Annotated in this window: 24 protein-coding genes and 1 other annotated feature; of the genes, 18 read left to right on the forward strand and 6 right to left on the reverse strand. The window is 37.8% G+C overall.

Annotated elements, in window-relative coordinates; all coding sequences use genetic code 11:
• Positions 1-178: 178 nt before the first annotated feature.
• Both rnz and LCM23_RS05675 read left to right on the forward strand, forming a co-directional pair.
• Positions 179-1102 (forward strand): ribonuclease Z, encoded by a 924-nt coding sequence (gene rnz, locus LCM23_RS05670; protein ID WP_224936041.1) that lies wholly within the window; start codon positions 179-181, stop codon positions 1100-1102.
• Positions 1103-1262: 160 nt separating this feature from the next.
• Positions 1263-1489 (forward strand) — a binding site (T-box leader).
• Positions 1490-1629: 140 nt separating this feature from the next.
• Positions 1630-2982: a sodium-dependent transporter gene (locus tag LCM23_RS05675; RefSeq protein WP_224936208.1), complete on the forward strand. Its 1353-nt coding sequence runs from the start codon at positions 1630-1632 to the stop codon at positions 2980-2982.
• Between the two features lie 175 nt (positions 2983-3157).
• Here LCM23_RS05675 and proC read toward each other — a convergent pair whose 3' ends face one another.
• Positions 3158-3985 carry a pyrroline-5-carboxylate reductase gene (proC, locus tag LCM23_RS05680; protein ID WP_224936042.1) on the reverse strand — a complete coding sequence of 276 codons (828 nt, stop codon included), beginning with the start codon at positions 3983-3985 and terminating at the stop codon, positions 3158-3160.
• A gap of 509 nt (positions 3986-4494) precedes the next feature.
• Between proC and LCM23_RS05685 the strand changes: the two genes are divergently transcribed.
• From LCM23_RS05685 to LCM23_RS05705, 5 genes are all read left to right on the forward strand, one after another.
• Positions 4495-5463, forward strand: coding sequence for an MBL fold metallo-hydrolase (locus tag LCM23_RS05685; protein ID WP_224936043.1), 969 nt, complete (start codon positions 4495-4497; stop codon positions 5461-5463).
• 4 nt (positions 5464-5467) lie between these two features.
• A complete protein-coding gene (locus LCM23_RS05690) occupies positions 5468-6262 on the forward strand; it encodes an SDR family NAD(P)-dependent oxidoreductase (protein WP_224936044.1) in 795 nt (264 codons plus the stop codon).
• Positions 6263-6348: 86 nt separating this feature from the next.
• Positions 6349-7464 carry an NADH-dependent flavin oxidoreductase gene (locus LCM23_RS05695; RefSeq protein ID WP_224936045.1) on the forward strand — a complete coding sequence of 372 codons (1116 nt, stop codon included), beginning with the start codon at positions 6349-6351 and terminating at the stop codon, positions 7462-7464.
• A gap of 459 nt (positions 7465-7923) precedes the next feature.
• Positions 7924-9183: a Y-family DNA polymerase gene (locus LCM23_RS05700; protein WP_095372669.1), complete on the forward strand. Its 1260-nt coding sequence runs from the start codon at positions 7924-7926 to the stop codon at positions 9181-9183.
• Positions 9184-9206: 23 nt separating this feature from the next.
• Positions 9207-9536 carry a YolD-like family protein gene (locus LCM23_RS05705; protein ID WP_224936046.1) on the forward strand — a complete coding sequence of 110 codons (330 nt, stop codon included), beginning with the start codon at positions 9207-9209 and terminating at the stop codon, positions 9534-9536.
• A 17-nt stretch (positions 9537-9553) separates the two neighbouring features.
• On the opposite strand, the gene LCM23_RS05710 is transcribed toward LCM23_RS05705, so the two are convergent.
• Entirely contained in the window at positions 9554-10468 is a 915-nt protein-coding gene (locus LCM23_RS05710) for a LysR family transcriptional regulator (protein ID WP_224936047.1), read from the reverse strand.
• Positions 10469-10621: 153 nt separating this feature from the next.
• On the opposite strand from LCM23_RS05710, the gene LCM23_RS05715 reads away from it, so the two are divergent.
• The 7 genes from LCM23_RS05715 to LCM23_RS05745 all read left to right on the forward strand — a co-directional run bounded on the left by LCM23_RS05715 (position 10622) and on the right by LCM23_RS05745 (position 15240).
• Entirely contained in the window at positions 10622-11359 is a 738-nt protein-coding gene (locus LCM23_RS05715) for an SDR family NAD(P)-dependent oxidoreductase (RefSeq protein WP_224936048.1), read from the forward strand.
• Between the two features lie 98 nt (positions 11360-11457).
• The gene (locus tag LCM23_RS05720) at positions 11458-12714 is read left to right on the forward strand and encodes an L-lactate MFS transporter (protein WP_224936049.1); all 1257 of its coding nucleotides are present in this window, start codon (positions 11458-11460) and stop codon (positions 12712-12714) included.
• Positions 12715-12927: 213 nt separating this feature from the next.
• A complete protein-coding gene (locus LCM23_RS05725; RefSeq protein ID WP_224936050.1) occupies positions 12928-13257 on the forward strand; it encodes a PadR family transcriptional regulator in 330 nt (109 codons plus the stop codon).
• Positions 13254-13589: a DUF1048 domain-containing protein gene (locus tag LCM23_RS05730; protein ID WP_224936051.1), complete on the forward strand. Its 336-nt coding sequence runs from the start codon at positions 13254-13256 to the stop codon at positions 13587-13589. Before LCM23_RS05725 ends, LCM23_RS05730 begins: the two co-directional genes overlap by 4 nt.
• A 123-nt stretch (positions 13590-13712) precedes the next feature.
• Positions 13713-14039: an iron-sulfur cluster biosynthesis family protein gene (locus tag LCM23_RS05735; protein WP_224936052.1), complete on the forward strand. Its 327-nt coding sequence runs from the start codon at positions 13713-13715 to the stop codon at positions 14037-14039.
• Between the two features lie 85 nt (positions 14040-14124).
• Positions 14125-14868, forward strand: coding sequence for a DUF2087 domain-containing protein (locus tag LCM23_RS05740; RefSeq protein ID WP_224936053.1), 744 nt, complete (start codon positions 14125-14127; stop codon positions 14866-14868).
• Positions 14869-14880: 12 nt separating this feature from the next.
• A complete protein-coding gene (locus LCM23_RS05745) occupies positions 14881-15240 on the forward strand; it encodes a GIY-YIG nuclease family protein (RefSeq protein ID WP_224936054.1) in 360 nt (119 codons plus the stop codon).
• A gap of 167 nt (positions 15241-15407) precedes the next feature.
• On the opposite strand, the gene LCM23_RS05750 is transcribed toward LCM23_RS05745, so the two are convergent.
• Both LCM23_RS05750 and LCM23_RS05755 read right to left on the reverse strand, forming a co-directional pair.
• Complete coding sequence (locus LCM23_RS05750) at positions 15408-16355, reverse strand: alpha/beta hydrolase (protein WP_224936055.1); 948 nt, start codon at positions 16353-16355, stop codon at positions 15408-15410.
• A gap of 96 nt (positions 16356-16451) precedes the next feature.
• Positions 16452-17345, reverse strand: a complete 894-nt coding sequence (locus LCM23_RS05755; protein WP_263624138.1) for a hydroxymethylglutaryl-CoA lyase — start codon at positions 17343-17345, stop codon at positions 16452-16454.
• A gap of 133 nt (positions 17346-17478) precedes the next feature.
• On the opposite strand from LCM23_RS05755, the gene LCM23_RS05760 reads away from it, so the two are divergent.
• Both LCM23_RS05760 and LCM23_RS05765 read left to right on the forward strand, forming a co-directional pair.
• Entirely contained in the window at positions 17479-18669 is a 1191-nt protein-coding gene (locus LCM23_RS05760; RefSeq protein ID WP_095372680.1) for an acetyl-CoA C-acetyltransferase, read from the forward strand.
• Positions 18670-18743: 74 nt separating this feature from the next.
• Entirely contained in the window at positions 18744-18995 is a 252-nt protein-coding gene (locus tag LCM23_RS05765) for a YqkE family protein (RefSeq protein ID WP_224936056.1), read from the forward strand.
• Positions 18996-19051: 56 nt separating this feature from the next.
• Here the strand turns inward: LCM23_RS05765 and LCM23_RS05770 are convergent, their stop codons facing one another.
• Together LCM23_RS05770 and mciZ are read right to left on the reverse strand one after the other, a co-directional pair.
• Complete coding sequence (locus LCM23_RS05770; protein ID WP_224936057.1) at positions 19052-19963, reverse strand: aldo/keto reductase; 912 nt, start codon at positions 19961-19963, stop codon at positions 19052-19054.
• Positions 19964-20055: 92 nt separating this feature from the next.
• Positions 20056-20226, reverse strand: coding sequence for a Z-ring formation inhibitor MciZ (mciZ, locus tag LCM23_RS05775; protein ID WP_224936058.1), 171 nt, complete (start codon positions 20224-20226; stop codon positions 20056-20058).
• A 76-nt stretch (positions 20227-20302) separates the two neighbouring features.
• Here mciZ and LCM23_RS05780 point away from each other — a divergent pair, with 76 nt between their 5' ends.
• Together LCM23_RS05780 and LCM23_RS05785 are read left to right on the forward strand one after the other, a co-directional pair.
• Positions 20303-20857, forward strand: a complete 555-nt coding sequence (locus tag LCM23_RS05780; protein ID WP_224936059.1) for an NUDIX hydrolase — start codon at positions 20303-20305, stop codon at positions 20855-20857.
• Positions 20854-22026 carry an endonuclease Q family protein gene (locus tag LCM23_RS05785; RefSeq protein WP_224936060.1) on the forward strand — a complete coding sequence of 391 codons (1173 nt, stop codon included), beginning with the start codon at positions 20854-20856 and terminating at the stop codon, positions 22024-22026. The genes LCM23_RS05780 and LCM23_RS05785 overlap by 4 nt, the downstream gene beginning before the upstream one ends.
• Positions 22027-22155: the final 129 nt, after the last annotated feature.

Here is a 22155-nt window from a genome sequence, read left to right on the forward strand (position 1 = left end):
GTTCTATTTTTTTAGGTTCATCTCAACGATGAAATATATACCCACTCAAGTATAAAATTTTATCGCTTAAAGTGAAAAACAGCAACCTTTTTTGAAAGGAAATAACTGTAGCGCTTTAGCTTTATCGTGTTTTTCTGTATGATGATAATAATGAATGAGGAGAAAGGAAGAAAAGGCAGTGAAAGTTTTTTTCTTAGGAACAGGTGCGGGTGTCCCTGCGAAAGCAAGGAATGTTACAAGTATCGCTTTAAAGCTTTTAGATGAAAGAAGAGCCATATGGTTGTTCGATTGTGGAGAAGCCACACAACATCAAATTTTACATACAACAATCAAGCCAAGAAGAATAGAGAAAGTTTTTATTACTCATCTTCATGGCGATCATATATATGGTTTGCCGGGATTTTTAGCTAGTCGTTCACATCAAGGCGGCAAAGAAAAGCTAACAGTATATGGTCCAAAGGGAATAAAAGAATATATCGAAGTGTCTCTTTCGGTTAGTCAAACTTACTTGCAATATCCTCTTGAGATTATTGAAATAGACGAGGGGGTCGTTTGTTATGATGATCAATTCATAGTGACAGCAAAGAAACTTGACCATGGTATACCATCTTTCGGTTATCGTGTTGTAGAGAAAGATTTGCCGGGAACTTTAATGGCTGATCAATTGATAGAAGATGGTGTAAGGCCAGGCCCTATTTTTAAAAGAATTAAAGAAGGTGAGACAATTACTCTTGAGGATGGTCGCATAATTAATCCTAAAGATTATGTTGGACCACCACAAATGGGGAGAATCGTGACTATTTTAGGTGACACGCGTTTTTGTTCGGCGGCAATTGAATTAGCACGCAATGCAAATTTACTTGTTCATGAGGCAACCTTTGCGAATGGCGAGGAACAGCTCGCGCATGATTATTACCATTCCACAATTGCCCAAGCAGCTGCTGTAGCCCAACAAGCGGGCGTAGAACAATTATGTCTCACACATATTAGTTCACGCTATGAACGTAGTGAGTGGTCACAGCTAGAAGAGCAGGCAAAGGTAGATTTCCCTGCAGCAATCCTTGCTGAAGATTTTAAAGAAATAGATATCCCTAGGAAATAATTGCGTAGTTTATCAGTTTAAACAAATGCGACAGTAGAACCAACTCAGGACATAAGGAGAAATGTCTGTTTCATTTTATCTTAAAAATTTAAAAAAACAGTTATTGACTTATAGATAGTAATCGTACTATAATCACATTTATACTTTTAAAATTATATTTTATAAAGCAATGAAGAGAAACTAGTAAACCTTATTTCCCTAGTAAAGAGAGTCAGCGGTTGGTGTGAGCTGAACTATAAATAAGATGAATTTCATTCTTGGAGCTTTTTCTTTGCTGTCATGTTCGGCCGAAGACAGTAAGGACGGTCATCAATACCGTTATGAATTCGAGTGGAAAGTCGCAAGCTTTCAAAAAGGGTGGTACCGCGTGAGTCACACGTCCCTTTATGAGCTTTGCGGCTTTTTTGTTTTATTTTTAATAAGGAATAGAGGATTTTTATAACAAAATTCACGTTGACAAATGTCCTAATTTCCAGGGGATGAAATAATGTGGAAGATATAGATAAAGGTTAAAAAAGGAGGAAAAAATCATGCAAAACGAACAATGGTCTTCTAAGCTTGGATTTATTCTTGCTTCTGCAGGTTCAGCAATTGGCTTAGGCGCGATATGGAAGCTACCCTATGTGACTGGGGAAAGTGGTGGTGGCGCTTTTATTTTATTATTCATTTTGTTCTCTTTATTTATTGGTTTTCCATTACTGCTGGCTGAGTTTGTTATCGGCCGTAGTACAGGAAAAGAAGCGATTTCTGCCTATAAAACGATCGCACCTAAAACAAAGTGGCATTGGGTTGGTTACTTAGGCGTATTTACTTCTTTCTTATTACTCTCTTTTTATAGTGTAATCGGTGGCTGGGTTATTCAATATTTATTTTATGGAGTAACAAGTGATAAAGGTGTAGGGATGTCGGGGTATGAGAGTCTGTTTAATGAAACTGTATCTAATCCGTATATTTCTTTAGGTGCACAGGCGTTATTCCTCATCATTACAATTTTCGTTGTTGCCAAGGGTGTACAGCAAGGGATTGAAAAGGTAAGTAAATTTATGATGCCAGCATTATTTATCTTGTTTATTATTATTATTATTCGTTCTGTTACATTAGAAGGCGCCTCAGAGGGAATAAAGTTCTTCTTGCAACCCAATTTCTCTTTATTAAACTCTGAAAGTTTATTATATGCCATGGGGCAATCATTCTTTTCTCTTAGTGTAGGGATTTCTGTAATGGTTACGTATAGTTCTTACTTATCAAAGAAAGAAAGTTTGTTACAACCGGCACTTTCTGTTGTCGCAATGAACTTATTCATTTCTATACTGGCTGGTTTGGCCATCTTTCCTGCCGTCTTTTCATTAGGGTTTGAGCCAACTGCTGGACCTGGGCTACTATTCATCGTCTTACCAGCTGTATTTGATCAAATTATTTTTGGAAAAGTTTTCTTGTTGTTATTCTTGGCTTTGTTCTTATTCGCGACACTGACTTCTGCCTTTTCAATGCTTGAAATCGCAGTAGCTTCCGTTACGAAAGGAGCGACAAAAAATAGGGGTAAAATCGCTTGGTTATTTGGTTTGGCGATATTCATCGTCGGAATTCCTTCTAATCTTTCTTATAGCTTACTATCTGACATAACTATTTTTGGTAAATCTATTTTTGATAGTGCTGATTTCTTAGTAAGTAATATTCTTTTACCTTTTGGTGCTTTGATGATTGCTCTATTCGTATCTTATCGAATGAAAAAAGACTTATTAAAAAGCGAAATTGTCATGAACTCTACGGCGCTGACAGGGATATTTAATGTTTGGTTCTTTTTGATGAGATATATCGTACCAATCATTATTATAATTGTGTTCTTAGATTCTTCTGGTTTATTTGATCTATTCAAGTAACAGTTGAAAGACTGAGACAATATCAAGATGCTCCAGAGTAATAGAAATACGAGCAAATGGCGGTAATCCGGTTTGTTCGTATTTTTTTGTCCCAGTCCCTATCTATAATTATGAAGGAATGCAAATAAAAAATGAATGTGCAGCAGTGTAATTCTTTTAATATCCATTCATTAGGTTAAACTTTCATGTTATTAGCAAAAATCTCACCAAGTTTTTTAGATTGTGCTGTCGCTGCTTTAATGCATTCTACAAATGCTTCTTGTACCGCATGTGCTTCGAGTACCTTTAATCCGGCCTCTGTTGTTCCTCCAGGGCTAGTGACCTCTTTTCGTAATTGTGCAGATTCTTTTGACGATTTCTCAAGCATTTCTGCAGCACCTATTAAGGTTTGGATAATAAACTTTTTTGCTACCTCTTTTTCGAGCCCTATTTCTACTGCACTTTTTTCCATCGCTTCAACTAGATAATATATATAGGCTGGACCACTTCCGGATAATCCTGTAACCGCATCTAAGTCTTCCTCTTTAACGATGGTCGTTAAACCAACTGTTTCAAACATCCCTTTAACCGTTTCTAATTGTAAATGGTTTACATTATGATTCATGGCTAATGCACTGGCAGATTTACCGATTGTTGCTGAAGTATTAGGCATGGCACGAACAATAGCTAGGTCTGTGTCTACCATTTCTTCAATAGAAGTAATGGATACCCCTGCTAAGACGGAGACGATTAACATATCTTTACGTAAATAAGCTCGAATACTTTGAATCGCTTCTCCGACATCCTTTGGTTTCATAGCTAAGCAGACGATATTGACATGAGAGAGGATGTCTTTTATGTCATAAGATATGTTGACACCATAAGATTGTTGTAATTCATAGAGCTTTTCTTGATTGCATTTGTTCGTTACCCATACATTGTTTCCACTTACTAATTTTTGTGTAATGATGCCAGATATTAGAGCTTCAGCCATCGAACCTGCGCCAATAAATGCGATTTTCATTTTTTTTCCTCCTTGATAATGTTGATAAGGTTCGTACTTGCAAACTCCGTCAAGGTCAATAAAAAAAAGCCCCTTCATCCTGTAAAGGACGAAAGGACGTGCTTCCGTGGTACCACCTTCATTTGTCATGTTCTTTGAGTTAGAACAGACAATCTCGACTCCGTTAACGCCGGCTACGGTTAGTTTTGCTAACACTCATAAGGTAGGTTCGATGGACTAGGGGACGGTGAAACCTTTCAGCCTAATTGAGCTTCACTCTCTTTTCGTCTTATGTTCATCTACTATTCTTATTCATCGCGTTAAATCATTAATTTATTGTGATTATGAGGGATAACAAGGGAAATTGTCAATAACATTTTTATTCGTTTTTAGAGATAATTTGTTAAAAGTTATGTGAAAATAATGACATTGTTGAGAAATAAAGCTAAGATTAAATATATATATGTTTAAAGATTAGATTGTTCTACACATATTTTATTTAAATATAATGATTGTTGGAGGGTATGAAAATGGCACAATGGATTAATGATATCGGTCGACTCGTGATTCCTACTCCTTTTCCTGTAGGTGATGTTAACCTTTATGTCATCAAAGGAGAGAAGCTAACCCTTATAGATGCTGGACCTAAAACAGAGGAAGCTTGGGAAGCGTTGCAGTCAGAACTAAATGAGTTAGGCTTAACACTGTCAGATATTGAGCAAGTGATTCTGACTCATCATCATCCAGATCACGTTGGTCTGCTGGATTATTTTCCGGCTGATATGCAAATTATTGGTCATCCTTTAAATGAGCGATGGCTCAATCGGACAGAGGCCTTCCTACAGCAAAATAATGATTTTTATCAGCATGTTCTCACTGAGTTTGGCTTGATTCAGTATTACGATAAAGTAATGACAAGACTACATACTGAGCTTGCCTATTTCTGTGATCGCTCATTAGCACAAGAGATTTGTGAGGGAGACGAACCTCCAGGGTTAAAGGGATGGCGTGTTATCGAAACGCCGGGTCATGCACAAAGTCATATTGGTTTATTGCGAGAAAGTGATGGAATTTATATTGGTGGTGACCATCTGCTGGCTCATATTTCTCCGAATCCGTTAATGGAGCCACCTTTACCTGGGCAATCTGAGCGCCCTAAATCATTATTGCAATATAATGAATCACTTGATAAATTAAGCCGTTATCCGCTTGCACTTGTATTGCCAGGTCATGGAGAAGTCTTCACAAATGTAAATGAAATCATACCTCAACGAAAAAAAGCACAGCATGAACGTGCGATGAAGGTCAAGAAATGGCTCATGGAAGAATCAATGACGGTCTTTGATATATGCAAACGCCTTTTTCCGAAAGCTTACAAAATGCAATTACCTCTTACGGTATCTGAAACAATCGGTCAGCTCGACTATTTGCTTGCGATGGGGGAAGTAAATGAGTATAAGAAGGACGGTGTGTCTTTCTATAGTAGCCAAATGAGGTGATAAAATGGGAAAAGATTTACATGGAAAGAACATTATTATTACAGGTGCATCAGGTGGGATAGGTGAAAAGATGGCAAGGCTTTGTGCGGAAAGAGGAGCCAATCTTGCTTTAGTGGCTAGAAGGACAGATAAATTAGCTGCAATGAAAGAAGAGCTTGAGCAACGCTATGCTATTGATATTTATACATTTTCTTTAGATGTCTCTAATATGGAAAAGGTAGAGGAAGTTTTCCCATTGATTCTCGAACGGTTTAAAGTAATCGATGTCCTTGTGAATAATGCGGGATACGGCATTTTCACTTATGCTCATGATGCAGATATGAAAGAAGTAAAAAGCATGTTCGATGTGAATGTACTGGGTTTAATTGCTTGCACACAGCAAGTATTGCCAAAAATGTTAGCGACCAAAAGCGGGCATATTATCAATATCGCTTCACAAGCTGGAAAAATTGCCACGCCGAAATCAAGTACCTATTCTGCAACCAAACATGCGGTATTAGGTTATTCTAATAGCCTACGGATGGAAGTTGCTTCTCAAGGTGTGTATATTACAACAGTGAATCCAGGCCCAATTGAGACGAATTTTTTTGATATTGCTGATAAAGAAGGCACATATGTGAAAAATGTTCAGCGATATATGTTAAAGCCGGAGTATGTTGCGCGAAAAGTTGTTGATGTGATGTTGACGCCAACAAGAGAGGTCAATCTCCCAAGGTGGATGAATTTAGGGAGTAAAGTATTTGCCATTGCTCCCAGATTATTTGAATGGGCTGGACGCGGTGTGTTTAATAAAAAATAATGTTTCAAGTTGAATGGTTTGCATCGGGCTGTTTTTATCTATATGGTGAAATTCGTGAAGATATTTATAGAGAAAAGGTGATAGATATGAAAGCAAAATTTGAACCGTTATTTGAATCCTATACATTTCCTAACGGTGTGACAGTTAAAAATCGACTTGCACTCGCACCGATGACACATTATTCTTCTAATGATGATGGCTCTATTTCAGAAGAAGAATTAGTCTTTATTAAGGCCCGTGCAAAGGATTTAGGTACAGTTATTACTGCTTGTGCCAATGTAACACCAAATGGTAAAGCTTTTCCTGGTCAACCAGCTATTTACGATGACCAGTTTATTCCTGGTTTAAAAAAACTAGCTGAGACGGTTCAACAAGAAGGGGCAAAAGCGGTGATACAAATTCATCACGGCGGCATTTCATGTCCTTCTGAACTTGTTCCCGATGGTGATGTTGTATCTGCGTCAAATATCGATCGTGATAACCAAAAGGCTCGTGCCCTATCGACAGGGGAAATTGAAGAAATCATCGAAGCTTTTGGAGAAGCAACGAGAAGAGCAATTGAAGCAGGTTTTGATGGAGTAGAAATTCATGGTGCAAACGGGTATTTAGTACAGCAGTTTTATTCCCCTTATACGAATAACCGTACGGATGAATGGGGTGGATCTGTAGAAAATCGGATGAAGTTTCCATTGGCTGTTGCGGAAGCTTGCCAAAGAGCGATTGATAAGCATGCAAAGAGACCATTTATTTTCGGTTATCGCTTCTCACCTGAAGAGCCGTCGACACCTGGTTTAACAATGACTGAAACCTTTCAACTAGTGGATGCTTTATCAAATCTTCCATTCGATTATTTGCACATCTCTCTTATGCATGCACTATCTACTCCTCACCGCGGGGCGGATACAGAGCGCACAAGAATTGAGCTGGTGAATGAAGTAATTAACGGACGTGTTCCGTTAATGGCCGTTGGAAAAGTGAATTCACCTGATGACGCATTAGCTGTTAGAGAACGAAATATCCCGCTTATTGCTATAGGTAGAGAATTACTCATTTCACCAAGATGGGCTGCATATATTCAAGAAGATCGTCTTGAGAAAATAGAATATGCCCTGAATTTAAAAGAAAGAGATAAATATGACATTCCGAACGGATTATGGGAAGTGATCCTAGCTGCAGAAGGTTGGGTCCCATTTACTCGCTAGGAATCTTTAGAAAACATGAACATGAACAATTTGTTCATGTTTTTTTGTCTTATTTGGTTACAAAAGCGGTTTGCTCATACATCAATAGTGAAACGGTCAAAGATAGCGGAAAAACAGTGATTTTTTTGACTATCCATTAAACATTCCCGTTAAATAAAAGAGGAAAAGCTGGGACTTTTTTGATTATAGATTTAGGTAAAATATCATAATATGTCGAATATTTATACATAGGATAATGGAAGGAGCAGCCTTCTGCAGTACAAGAGTTTGTTTTTCCCCATAGTCCATCTCATCTAATGATAGAGCTATTCTTATTTAATCCCAGGTTTTGTCTAGACAGTCGAATATAAGAAATTCGTCGTAAAATTTCCATTGAAAGAGAACGTATATTCGGTTAATATTATGGGTATAAATAAACGGAACATAAGTTCTTATTTTATAGTGGGAAGAGGCAATCTAATGGTTGATTATAGTGTAATGCCAAAACAACAAATTTTATGTATAGATATGAAGAGCTTCTATGCCAGTTGTTCAGCTGTTATACGGGGATTAGATCCAATGGAATGCTATCTTGTAGTGGCGGGAAATCATGATCGTAAAGGCAGTGTCATTCTTGCTGCTTCACCGAGAATGAAGAAAGAATTTGGCATAAAAACAGGATCGAGGCTATTTGAAGTACCCAATGACCCCCGCATTATTATTGAAGAGCCAAAGATGGCTACGTATTTACGTGTCTCTATGGAAATTACACGTGTATTTCATCGCTATGTACCAAAAGAGGCTGTGCACACTTATAGTGTCGATGAAAGTTTTATTCGTATTGACGGAACAGAACATATATGGGGTGACGCCTATACGATTGCCCAAAAGATAAAAGATGATATCGAAAGGGAATTTCAACTACCTTCATCTGTTGGGATTGGTCCTAATATGTTAATGGCAAAGCTTTGTCTTGATTTAGAAGCAAAGAAGGCTGGTATTGCTGAGTGGACTTATGAACAAATAGAAGAAAAGCTTTGGCCGATTTCTCCATTAAGTCAAATGTGGGGTATAGGCAGTAGAATGGAGAAAAATTTGAACAGTATGGGCATTTTCACGGTTGGTCAGCTTGCCCATTTTAATCTAACTACACTAGAAAAAAAGTTTGGTATTATGGGCAATCAGCTTTATTATCACGCATGGGGAATAGATTTGTCAGAAATCGGTGCTCCGATTTTACAAGGTCAAATTAGCTTTGGGAAAAGTCAAATCTTGCTTCGAGATTATACTGATAAAGAAGAAATCAAGCATGTTGTTTTAGAAATGTGTGAGGAGGTTGCAAGAAGGGCGCGCACACATCGTAAGGCTGGAAGAACCGTTCATTTTGGGCTTGGATATAGCAAGGATGAGTTTGGTGGTGGATTTTATCGTTCTCGGACAATGGAGGAGCCGACAAATGTAACAATGACCATTTATCATGTTTGTTTAGCTTTATTAGATGAACATTATAACGGCAAAACGGTTCGGAAGATTACTATTTCTCTTGGACAAATAACCGATGATCACGAGTATCAGCTTAGTTTATTTGATCAAAACGGCTTTAACAAGCGCAAGCTCGGCTATACCGTCGATCGCATTCGTGCCCGCTTCGGATCTGCTTCCTTATTGCGAGCGGTTTCTTATACCGATGCAGGTACAGCGAGACATAGAGCAACACTTGTCGGTGGTCATAAAAAATAGTAAGGAGAAAGAAGGAATAAGTGATGCTTCGTGATCGTGGGAATAAGAAATGGGTTTCAATGATGCTACCGGAACATGTCAAGCTTTTAAGAGAGTATGATGAAAGTCACCATAAACAAACTAAACCTCAGTTAGATGAACAACAATATGAACAGTTCGATGAGGTGATTAGCGAGGCCATGGCGTTTCATACTTTGTTAACATTTACCTTGTTCCGTCGAGGAGAACAAGTGACTATTTCCGGTCGCATTCATTATGTAGATACATTCAAACAATCGCTTCGAGTCGTAAAGGAAGATGACCGTATTGATATCATTTTCCTACCAGAAATCATTCATATAGAAGAAAGTTAAGTTAACTATACCCCGTATCAATCGCCAACACTCTGATCGTCAAAATAAGTAAGAGCGATGTGTTTAAAAAAACGCACCGTAAATTGATGGAGATCAGTCGCAGCCTGAGAGAAATAACGTCCTTTATGCCAGGCGAGTCCAATATTACGTCGACAACGAGGAGCAGTGATTGGGATTTGCACTGTTTTCGGTAAATTCTCTTGTAATAATGATAACTGTGGTGTAAAAGAAATCCCTAAACCGAGCTCAATCAATCGTAAAATAGCTCCTGCTTCTTCAAGTTCAATCGGAGTATGGGGAGTGAAGTCTGCTTCAGAGCAAAACTGATCCGTTAAATCTCTAAAATCATAGCCCATCGGACGATTAATAAATACCTCGTTACATACTTCATTTAAATGAACCGAAGATCGGTGGGCAAGGGGGTGATCAGGTGGGACAGATAAAAAGATTTCCTCATCAAGGAGGGTCATCCACTCAATTTCTGTCCCTTCGATAGGCCTCATAGAAATACAAAAATCAATATCTCCATCCTCTAATTGCTTTTTCATCGCTGCTGCTGTGCCAGTGTATTGTTTAATATGAACATTAGGATGCTCCTTCATGAACTCTCCAATAAAGAAGGGTAAGATATGTGGCAGGGCAATGGAAACCGAAGTGATACGATGTTGTGTCGTTACCATTTCTTCTATTTCACGCTCGCCTTCCTCCAATTCAAAAAACACACGATTGATTCTATTTAAATAAGAGCGACCAAAATCATTTAAGCGAATGGTTCGTCCTTGACGATCGAAAAGAGATGCCCCCAAATCATGTTCAAGCCTTGCAATCATTTTACTCAATGCTGGTTGAGATACATGTAATTCATTCGCTGCTTTCGTGATGCTTTCTAAATGAGCTACTTTTTGAAAATAGCGTAACTGTAAAAGCTCCAAAACTATCCACCTCTTTCATAACTTCAAAGTTATAAATTATAGATAAAGATGTATTATACGTTATTAAAAGACTATTTTACAATAGTAAACGTAGGACAAAGGAATAGGCAATCACTTATCCTAATTTAATTTACGTTCAAAGGGGAGACAGTTATGAGATTACAAAATAAAGTAGCTATTATTACAGGGGCAGCATCTGGTATGGGCAAGGCTGAAGCCCTTCGTTTTGCTAGTGAAGGGGCGAAAGTAATTGTTGCTGACTTAAATATGGAAGGTGCTGAAGCAGTAGTAGCAGAAATAAAGGAAAACAACGGGGAAGCTTTAGCGGTAAAAGTCAATGTAACAGAACAAGCTGATTTAGAAAATATGGTAAAAGCAGCTATGGATCACTATGGTCAGATTGATGTTGTCATCAATAATGCTGGAATTTTTGATAAATACACGAACAGTTTAGAAACAACAGAGCAACAATGGGATTTAATATTTGATATTAACGTGAAAGCCATTTATAAAATTACAAACCTTGTATTACCAAATATGATTAAGCGCGGTGAAGGAACAATCGTCAATATTGCTTCCATTGCAGGTCTTGTTGCACAAATGGGTGGAGCCGCTTACACGGCATCCAAACATGCGGTAGTTGGTTATACGAAGCATATTGCTGCGGTCTATGGTTCTAAAGGTATCAAAATGAATGCGATTGCACCAGGAACAATCCGTACGCCATTAACAGCAGATATGTTAAAAACACGTCCAACCAATAAAATACCGTTAGACCGTTTTGGCAATGACTATGAAGTGGCTGATCTAGCCGTATTTTTAGCATCAGATGAATCGAAATTTATGAACGGTGCAGTCGTACCGATTGATGGCGGCTACACAATCGTATAATTACTTTTTTGAAGATAGTCATTAAGCAGTAAAGGCTTAATGGCTATCTTTCTTTAAAGGTAAAAAGTGAAGCGATTGTTCGAATAAGGGGGATAAACATGTCAACATCAAAGAAAGTACCAAATCGCTGGTTTATTTTCACTAGTGCCTGGATCATTATTTTTCTCGTCGCCTCTATTGCGATTTTTAGTGTTTTTTCGGAACCGATGACAAAATTACATGGATGGTCAAGTGCGGACTATAACTTAGCTTACTCATTGTACACTTTAATTTTTGCTATTGTTGCCATATTTGCCGGCATGATTACTGACCGCTATGGAGTCAAGTGGCTGATGTATATTGGTGGCTTACTCTTTGGGTTAGGTTGGTTTTTAACCGCTTCAGTGACAACCATTCCTATGCTTTATGTAACCTTCAGCCTAGTCGCTGGTAGTGGAGCGGGGATGATGTATAATTCGGCCTTAGTCACAGCTATGCGTTGGTTCCCTGATAAGGGTGGAAAAATTTCAGGGTTATTATTATCAAGTGCAGCAATTGGTCCATTTATATTGTCTCCGATTGCGGCGATGATCATTGAACGTTTCGGGGTGCTAGTATCATTCCGTATACTGGGGATCGTCTTTTTTATCGGTGTTTGGGCTGTGGGTTGGTTAATGTACACTGCACCAGCTAACTTTTGTCCCAAAGGCTGGAAATTACCATCGGAACAAGAACAAAGTCAAAAGAAAAAGGCGGCAATCATCAATCTAAATTGGAAGCAAATGCTTGCTACTCCGCTGTTTTATCTATTATTTTTAACTTTAGTGGCAGCGAGTACGGCAGGAACAATGATGGTATCTTCTGCTTCTGTAATCGCTCAAGACCAAGTTGGGTTAACAGCGACAGTTGGTGCAGTCATTGTCAGTATTAGCACATTATCGAACTTTGTTGGACGCTTAGCGTTTGGGGTTATTTATGATAAATTCGGTTCCTATATCGCTCTATTAATTAATTTAGTTATGACGATTGCTGCATTATTACTATTAACAATGGCGACATCACTTGTGTACTTCACCATTTGTATTGTTATCCTCGGTTTTGCTTTTGGTGGTTTACTTGTAGTGTTTCCGCCTTTAACTAGTCAGTCATTTGGTCCAAAGAATTTCGGTATGAACTATGCCATCGTTTTCCTTGGCTATTCTGGGGGCGCTTTTGTAGGTCCACGTATCGCTTCCTACTTTAAGGAAACGACAGGAAGCTTTACGACTGCTTATATCGCAGCAGCAATCTTAACAGCTATCGGTATTGGGCTTGTAGGTTTAGTGTTATTTTTAAATAAAAAGAAAGAAAAGAAACAGCAAGCAATCATTGCGTAAGCATAAGTGTTCCCCACCTGAGCCTTTTAAGAAAAGAAGTTCAGGTGGTTTTTTATTTTTTTTTAAACCATTGACAATTTATCTACTTAGTCATATTATGTAGTAGTACTTAGTTTTACTATATAGTTAGTGTCGTTTATGTTAAAAAACAAGTTGTTTATGCATACTACTTAGTATTACTATTTAGCAAAGAATGAAAGAGGGGTTTAGCGAGTGAAAGGGTTAACAGAATTATTGAAAGGTGTGTTAGAAGGGATTGTGCTTCAGAAAATAGGGCAGGGGGAGACCTATGGCTATGAAATCACACAGTATTTACAAAGCATAGGCTTTGAAGATATTGCAGAAGGAACTGTGTACACTGTGTTGCTTAGACTTGAAAAGAAAGAGCTTTTACATGTTGAAAAAAGAAAATCGGAGCTTGGTCCACCAAGGAAGTTTTATACGTTAAATGATTCCGGAAAGTATGAGCTCGATAAGTTTTGGGAGAAATGGTTTTTTCTCTCTAGAAAATTAAATGAAATAAAGGAGAATGATAGTAAATGAAAAACCTATTTGAAAAATTAATTGGTAGTAAAAAGCGGTATAACGATTATAAAGCTGAAAAAGAGCAGTTGCCACAAAGTTACAAGGACGCCCTTCATGCGTTAGAACAGTATATGTGGAATTTCGCCAAAGGAGAAAATTTTATGGAAGTGTTAGAAAATATGCTTCAATTATTTAAAGAAAGTTCAATTGAACAACTTCCATTACAGGATATTATGGGTAATGACCCTGTTGAATTTGCAAATGCCATTATGGCGCAATACCCAGAGGAACTTTGGTTTATTAAAAGCCAAGAAAAACTCCGATTGGAAATAGAAAGATTAAATAAATAATATAACCAATTAGATAAATGGCAGTGGGATAGGTTGTCAAATGGTATCTAATGGACTGAAGCTGTTATTCAAACATTTTAGTTGTTATAATCATGGTTAACACAGAAAGAAAGGGCGGTAAAGTTGAAGATAACAATTACACCAAGAGCCATAATAAAAATCACAGAAAAATTAAAAAATAAAGAGGGTTATTTAAAATTAAAATATGATACTGAAGGGTGTGGCTGTGTTGTAAGCGGTGTAACGGCTTTGTGGCTTGTAAAAGAACTAGAGCCAGATGACAGCGAAGTCCAAACAGATTTTATGTCTATTTATATCGAGCCTTCTAAGGAAGTCTTTTTATCAGAAGAGGTAACGATTGATTATAGTGAACAGGCGAGATGCTTTCAATTAAAAAATAATTATGAATACTTGAATCCACGTATGGCTTTCATGGATTATACGAAATGAGAAAGAGAAGAAACAGAAATCTTCTCTTTTTTTGTTGACTAATTTAATAAACATATTTAAAATTTGTTTATATAAGGAGGGTAATATGGACTTTCAATCATTAACTTTCACTGAACTAAAGCAAGGATATCAATATCGATCACAAGAGGCTGTTTACGTATGTAATTATTGCCAACAGACTTTTGAAACAGGGCGGGTTTATCAATTTGCCGAAGAAATGTTTTTAGGAAAACAAGCAGTAGAGTGGCATATATCCGAAGAGCACGGAGGGAATTTTCTGCAGCTACTTTCAGACGAAAGTAAATATAATACGCTTACAGATAAACAAAAGCAGTTGTTAAGCGCCTTTCAATCGGGTAAAAAAGATGCCCAAATTGCAGAAGAGATGAATGTATCTCACTCAACGATTCGCCATCAAAAGTTTTCATTTCGTGAAAAGGCAAAGCAAGCAAAGCTATATTTAGCGATATATGAAAATGCATTTCTAGGTCATATTCAGGAAGAAATCATCCCTATTCATAACGGTGCGACGATGGTGGATGAGCGCTACTTTATGACAATAGAAGAACGAGAGCAAATCATAAAGGAAAATTTCGAGAGCCTCCATCCGCTCAAGTTAAAACGATTACCGAAAAAAGAGAAAAAGAAAATCGCGATTTTAAGTCGCATCATCAAGGAATTTGTTACTGGGCGCACATACGGAGAAGATGAAATGAAAGAAATACTAGTAGGCATATACGATGATTATGTCACTATAAGAAGATATTTAATCGATTATGGATATATGAACAGGACGCCAGATGGCAAAGCCTATTGGGTAAATGATTAAGGAGGAATACTATTGAAACCCGATCGTAAGAAAGAATTAAAACAACAGTATAAAGAGATGAAAACCTATTATGGTGTGATTAGAATAAAAAACGAAAGCAATGGAAAAAAATTCATTGATGCTGTACCAAATGTGAAAAATCGTTGGCTTACTTCTAAAATGACCTTAAATGATGGTCGTCATATGAACAAAGAATTACAAGAAGATTGGCATAAATACGGTGAAGATGTGTTTAGTTATGAAGTACTCTGGCGGAAGGATAAAAGTGAAATCAACGATATGAAGTTCGAACTGCAAAAAAAGAGAAAAGAATGGATTCTTAAAGAAGAGGCTTATGATGACAAAGGCTATCACCATAAACCCGAGGAATAATAGGTTAGAAAAGTTATGCTAAGCAAATTTGATTTTCTATGCCTTGGTGAGGGCATCTATAAAGAGCTGTGTGCGTTAAAAAGAGAAATGAGCATCAAGTAAACAAAAGCTTCAGTCTAGTCAATCATAGAGGGTGGGAATTTGGTTGAAAATCAGCTTGTAGTAGGCTATCGCTCAAATTTATGGGCAGGTGAATCTTCCACTTGAAAGGGGATTCCATTATCCGTAAAGAAAGAGTCGATGGCTGCTTCATAGGCTTCTTTATTTTCATTGTATGATTGAGCATGTGCACCATATTTAGCAATGAACAGTTTTTTTGGTCCATTTTTTTGTTCATAAAGCATTTCCGTCATAACAGGTGGGATAAATGTATCATCTTTACTATGGATAAAAAGAACAGGCTTGCTAATATAAGATACGACAGCGAGTGGTGACACGTCATGGATGGAATATTTGTCACGCAATCTAAGAAAAACGTTACTTATTGGCAAGATTACTTTAGGTGGTAATTTAAAGGTCGTACGCAAATGATGAGTAAGTTGACCAGATAAATCAGAAAAAGGGCAATCAGCAATATAAAAATTAGCATCATCAGCAAGGCTCCCAGCGTATAAGAGCATTGTCGCTGCCCCCATTGATTCACCATGAATACCTAAGAGTACATCAGGACCTTTCTGTCTTTTGAGCCAATCTACCACAGCTTTAAGATCATATTTCTCATAATAGCCATAGCTCGTTGTCTTCCCGCCAGATTCACCATGTCTTCGGTGATCATAAATAACGACATTGAAACCGCGAGATAAAAACAAGTTCATATATTTTATAGAGTTCGTTTTATTCTCTGTCACCCCATGAGAAATGATGACGTATCTATTACTAGGATAAGGTGCAGCAACGACAACTTTAAGAGAGTATCCTAGAGGAGAATGGATAAAATGTTCTTCCTTTTCTAATTGATCATAGGCTGTGACATTTAATCTGCCAGCGATGCTTTCTCTTTCAACGATAACCGCGTTATCTTTTTTACGAATATACATTAATTTATTTGTGAAGTAGGTGCCAATAGAGAGAATAACAGTTAGCAGTAATAAACTATAGCGCAGGATTCTTTTCATTTTTTCCCTCCATGGTGTTTTCCTTTATTTTACCATTTGGACAAAAGAAATATCCATCTTAAAACACCGGTTCGTGTCATAAGATGGACAGATTGTTTAAGCATTTAGTTGAAAATAACTACTTTCAATTGACCTTGTCATATGTGGCTTTACGAGATGAATGGCTTCAACTAGCTTTTGCAAGTCTATATTGGTTGAGATACCCATTCTCTCTAACATATATACCACATCTTCCGTAGCAGCGTTCCCAGCTGCACCTGGAGCGAAAGGACAGCCGCCAAGTCCACCAGCAGAAGTATCAAAACGGTCGACACCAGCTTGAAGAGCAGCGAGGATGTTAGGAAGAGCTAATTTTCGTGTATCATGAAAATGAGCGGTAATGAGTGTTTCAGGAAAAGCATCTTTTAACTTTTTAAATACATCAAATGATTCATGCGGAGCTGCCATTCCGATGGTATCAGCAACACTTAACTCATCTGCTCCTGCATTGACAAAAGCCTGGCATAATTTTAATGTATCATTTACATCTACTTTTCCTTCGTACGGACAATAAAAAGCTGTGGAAATACAAGCACGTACAAAATATCCATTTCCTTTTAATTCTTTGATTATTGGCACAATTTCAGTGACACTTTCTTCGGTTGTTTTATTAATATTCTTTTTGTTGAACGTTTGACTAACACCAACAAAAGTAGCAACGGCTTGGCAATCAGTAGCATAAACACGATCAATCCCTTTTCGGTTGGGAGCAAGTACCATATCTCGCGTATGTGATGTAAGGGTATCAGCTACAATTTCAGCTGCATCACTCATTTGCGGTACCCATTTTGGCGAAACAAATGAGGTAAGTTCCATTTCTTTTACACCAGCACTTTTTAATTTTTGAATAAATTGTTTTTTGATATCTGTTGGAACGAAGTTTTTTTCATTCTGTAGTCCATCTCTTGGGCCCACTTCAATAATCGTCACTTCTTTCGGCAGTGTAAACATTATATTCCTCCTATTATAGAAAGCGTTTACTTTATTGTAGTGGTTTAATATTCAGAAATGCAAGAATTAAGTAAAGTATGGCATAATAGAGAGGTAGATTCATAACAAGGTAACCATGGAGGGGAAAAACAGTATGGAACGAGCAGAAGTCGTTATTGTAAGCGCTACAAGAACAGCGTTAGGAACATTTAATGGGAGTTTAAAAGGGGTATCCGCGATAGATTTAGGAGCAGTAGTTATTAAGGAAGCATTAAAGAAAGCAGGGGTAGAAGCATCAGCAGTTGACGAAATTATTATGGGGAATGTGTTGCAAGCAGGATTAGGTCAAAACCCAGCAAGACAAGCGGCTATAAAAGCAGGTGTACCTGAAAGTGTTTCTTCAATGACTATTAATAAAGTGTGTGGCTCGGGCTTGAAAGCCGTTCATTTAGCAACGCAAGCAATTGTCGCTGGAGATGCAGACATTATTGTCGCTGGTGGCATGGAAAATATGAGCCAAGCACCTTATATTCTAAAAGGTGCACGTGATGGGTTTAAAATGGGTAATACTACTTTATATGACTCCCTTATTGATGATGGGCTAACATGTGCATTTAATCAGTATCATATGGGTGTAACTGCTGAAAACTTATGTGATAAATATGAGATTTCTAGAGCGGAACAAGATCAATTTGCGGCTGAGAGCCAAGAGAAAGCGACGCAAGCAATCGAATCTGGACGCTTTAAAGATGAAATCGTTCCGGTAGAGATTCCGCAGCGAAAAGGAGAGCCAATCATTTTTGATCAAGATGAACATCCGAAAGCAGGTACAACGGCAGAAAAATTAGGTAAACTACGCCCAGCATTTAGAAAAGAAGGAAGTGTGACAGCAGGCAATGCATCAGGTATCAATGATGGTGCAGCAGCAGTGGTAGTAATGAGTAAACAAAAAGCGGAAGAGTTAGGAATTAAGCCACTTGTTACAATTAAAGGGAATGGGAATGCTGGTGTTGACCCAAGTATTATGGGAATTGGTCCAGTAGAAGCGGTGAAGAAAGCATTAACGAAAGCAAATACTACATTGGAAGAATTAGAGTTAATTGAAGCAAATGAAGCATTTGCGGCGCAGTCCTTAGCGGTTGATCGTGAATTGAACTTTAAGAAAGACATCTTAAATGTAAACGGTGGCGCAATTGCCCTAGGGCATCCAATTGGTGCAAGTGGCGCACGAATTTTAGTTACTCTCATCCATGAAATGCAAAAACGCCAAGCGAAGAAAGGGTTAGCAACATTGTGTATTGGTGGCGGACAAGGTGTGGCAACTGTAATAGAGCTTGCAGAATAATTTATGGTGAGAGGGTTCTATGCTATAATAACCATACATTCTATTTAAAAGAATGAGGGGGTAGGACACCAGTCATGAAGCAGAGAAAACAGCGAGCACAATCAAAGAAAATAAGTGAGGATAAGCCGCTTACTTTAGGAGATATGTTAAATCCTGAGCTTGTCAAAGGATTACAAGTGAAGAAAAATGAGCTAAAAAAAGCGGAAGAAATAAAGTTTGAGGAAGAATCACGTAGAAAAGCAGAAGAGCGTAAATTACGTGAGAAAAATAAAAGCTTTGAAGAGCTTTTAGGCGAAAGTAACTTAAATTGGAAAGAATTTAAATAATAGATTACGAGAAAAGATGACGTATCCAAAGGTACGTCATCTTTTTTTGATTGGTGTTAACGATGTGCCTCGTACTTATTCATTTTAGCTAATTGCTCCATGAAGGTTAATTCTGACTTAGATAATGGCTCTGCACGAACGGCGGCAACATTTTCTTTAACCTGCTCCATAGAAGAGGCACCGGCAATAATAGAAGTAACCCCTTTATGTGCCAAGTTATATTGTATAGCCGCTTCTTGTAGATGGCGTGTTTCAGTAAACTTTGCTTTAAGCTCAGTCAGAAGAGCGCGCAATTCAGTTTCACTATAATCTAAATATCCTTGTTCCGATAGTTTATCAATCCAGTTTTCACTTAATAAACCTTTAGCGAGTGGACCTCTCGTAACGACACTAATGTTATTTTCAGCTAAAAGTGGTAAAACTTCTTCCTCTGGACGACGATCAAGTAAACTATATTGCATCATTACTGAATCAATAGAGGCATGCTTAACATATTCGCGAATCACATTAGGACGAATGGAGGAGATACCATATGCCTTAATAAAACCTTCTTGTTTAAGCTCTTCAAACGCGTCAATTGTTTCTAGCATATTATCTTCTAGCGTCCCGCCATGCAATTGATATAAGTCAATATATTCTACACTTAATCGTTTCAAGCTTTGTTTTACGGCTTCTTTTATATAAGCTTTTGACGGATCCCAGCGCCAGCCTTCTTTTCCTTCGGTCCACCGATTACCTACTTTTGTGGCAATAACAACATCCTCTCGTACGCGTTTTAACGCTTCTCCAACTAGCTGTTCATTCAAACCAAAGTCGTATAAGTCGGCTGTATCAAAATAATTAATGCCTTCTTCTAGTGCTGTTTCAATAATCGCTTGTGCCTTTCGTTTATCTGTTCCAAGTGACATACAACCAAGACCAAGTGGAGTAACCATTAATGGTGATTTACCTAACTGTACTTTTTTCATTGTGAACCTCCGCTCTTCTCTGAGTATTTTTTATCTATTTTACCGATACTGAGAGAGGTTAAACAAATCTTTTGATTCATTGCATGGAGAATTTATAAGTGACGTTTGCTATTTTTGGGCTCCTTGTAATAATCATCATTTGTTGTTCCATCTACCCATTCTCTTACATAAGTAAATGACTGCTGATAAACCTTTAGTTTTTCTTTAATTTCCCATGCCTTACCAACAAAGGTAACACCATTTTCATGTACGTATATTTTCATCAAGAGCTCTCCTAAACATAAGTATGTTAAAATGTATGAGCAGAATAATCGGATAGAACAGGAGTGACGAGAGAAAATGAGTCGCCTAGAAGAAAAAACGTTAAAAACGGAAAAAATCTTTGACGGTAGGATTATTCGACTCCAAGTAGAAGAAGTTGAACTACCGAACGGACAATTGTCGAAAAGAGAAGTAGTCAAGCACCCAGGTGCAGTGGCAATATTAACACTAACGGATGAAGGAAAAATGGTTATGGTTGAACAATACCGTAAAGCACTTGAGAAGACGATAATTGAAATACCAGCAGGTAAATTAGAAGGAAACGAAGATCCCCTACAATGTGCAAAAAGAGAATTAGAGGAAGAAACAGGGTATGGGTGTGATGAAATAGAGTGGCTTATTTCTTTTTATACCTCTCCTGGTTTTGCTGATGAAATTGTTCATTTGTATATAGCAAAAGGTTTACATGTGATAGAAAATTCGGCCACTCTTGATGAAGATGAATTTGTTAATCTGAAAGAAGTCACTGTTCAAGAAGCTGTCCAATTAATAGGAGAGCAAAAAATCTATGATGCGAAAACCGCTTATGCAGTTCAATATATGCAACTAAAAGAAGCGTTGCAGCAAAAATGAAATCTTATTATGCAGATTTGCATATTCATATTGGGAGAACCGCTACTGGAAAGCCGGTTAAAATCACAGGTTCGAAAAACTTGACTTTTACAAACATTATTCATCATGCAAAAAATCAAAAAGGGTTAGACATCATTGGGATCATCGATTGTCATTCTCCAGAAGTGATAACTGAAATAGAGGCTTTACTTCAGGAGGGTGAGTTACAAGAGCATGAGGATGGCGGATTATTATTTGATGATATGATGATTATTCTTGGTTCAGAGCTCGAGATTTATGATCAATATTGCCATGGGCCCATCCATGTTCTGTCGTTTTTTCCGACACTTAGCCACATGAAAGATTTTTCAAACTGGTTGTCATTTCTAATGAAGAATATTCAACTGAGTTCACAGCGTGTTTATATAGAAGGGCGTGTGCTTCAACAAAAGGTAAAGGAATTAGAAGGTTTGTTTATTCCAGCCCATGTGTTTACACCTTTTAAAAGCTTATATGGAAAAGGGGTAAAGCATTCACTCGCGGAAGTATTTGACCCTCATTCGATTGATGCAATTGAATTAGGGTTAAGCGCAAATACAGAAATGGCAGACGTGATAGCGGAGTTACATGATTATCCATATATAACAAATTCTGATGCGCATTCATTAGCGAAAATTGCAAGAGAATACCAAAGAATCTCCCTCCAAGAATTAAGTTTTAAGGAGTTAACTATGGCACTGCAACAAACGGATGGAAGAGCAGTTGAAGCAAATTATGGATTAGATCCGCTTCTTGGTAAATATCATGAGACGGTCTGTGTTAAATGTGGTGAGGCCCAACCACAAGGGACAGTACAATGCAGTAACTGTTCTAGTAAGAAAATCATTAAAGGGGTAAAAAATCGTATTCAAGAGTTAGCAAATGTCACTCCAATGACTCAAGGGAGGAAACGACCACCATATATCCATCAAATCCCTTTAGAGTTTATTCCCGGAATCGGGGTAAAGACATTAGAAAAGCTACTTCTTCATTATGGCACAGAAATGGCCATCATCCATGATGTCCCTCTTGCCTCATTGCTACAAGTCATACCTGAACAAGCAGCGCTTCTGATTGAGCAGGCGAGATCAGGGAGCTTACAATTTGACGTAGGTGGCGGAGGAAGATATGGTAGAATACGCATTGATTAAATACTAGACTTGACAGACTACCCATGTCGGGGATAAGATACAGTGGTATAAATAATTGAATGCCAAAACCGGTACGGATTTGTGGACTTTTTAAGAGTAGACACTCTTTTTTCGCCACACATTGATGCA

The organism is Cytobacillus kochii, assembly GCF_020171845.1.
GTDB classification, from domain to species: Bacteria; Bacillota; Bacilli; order Bacillales; family Cytobacillaceae; genus Cytobacillus; species Cytobacillus kochii.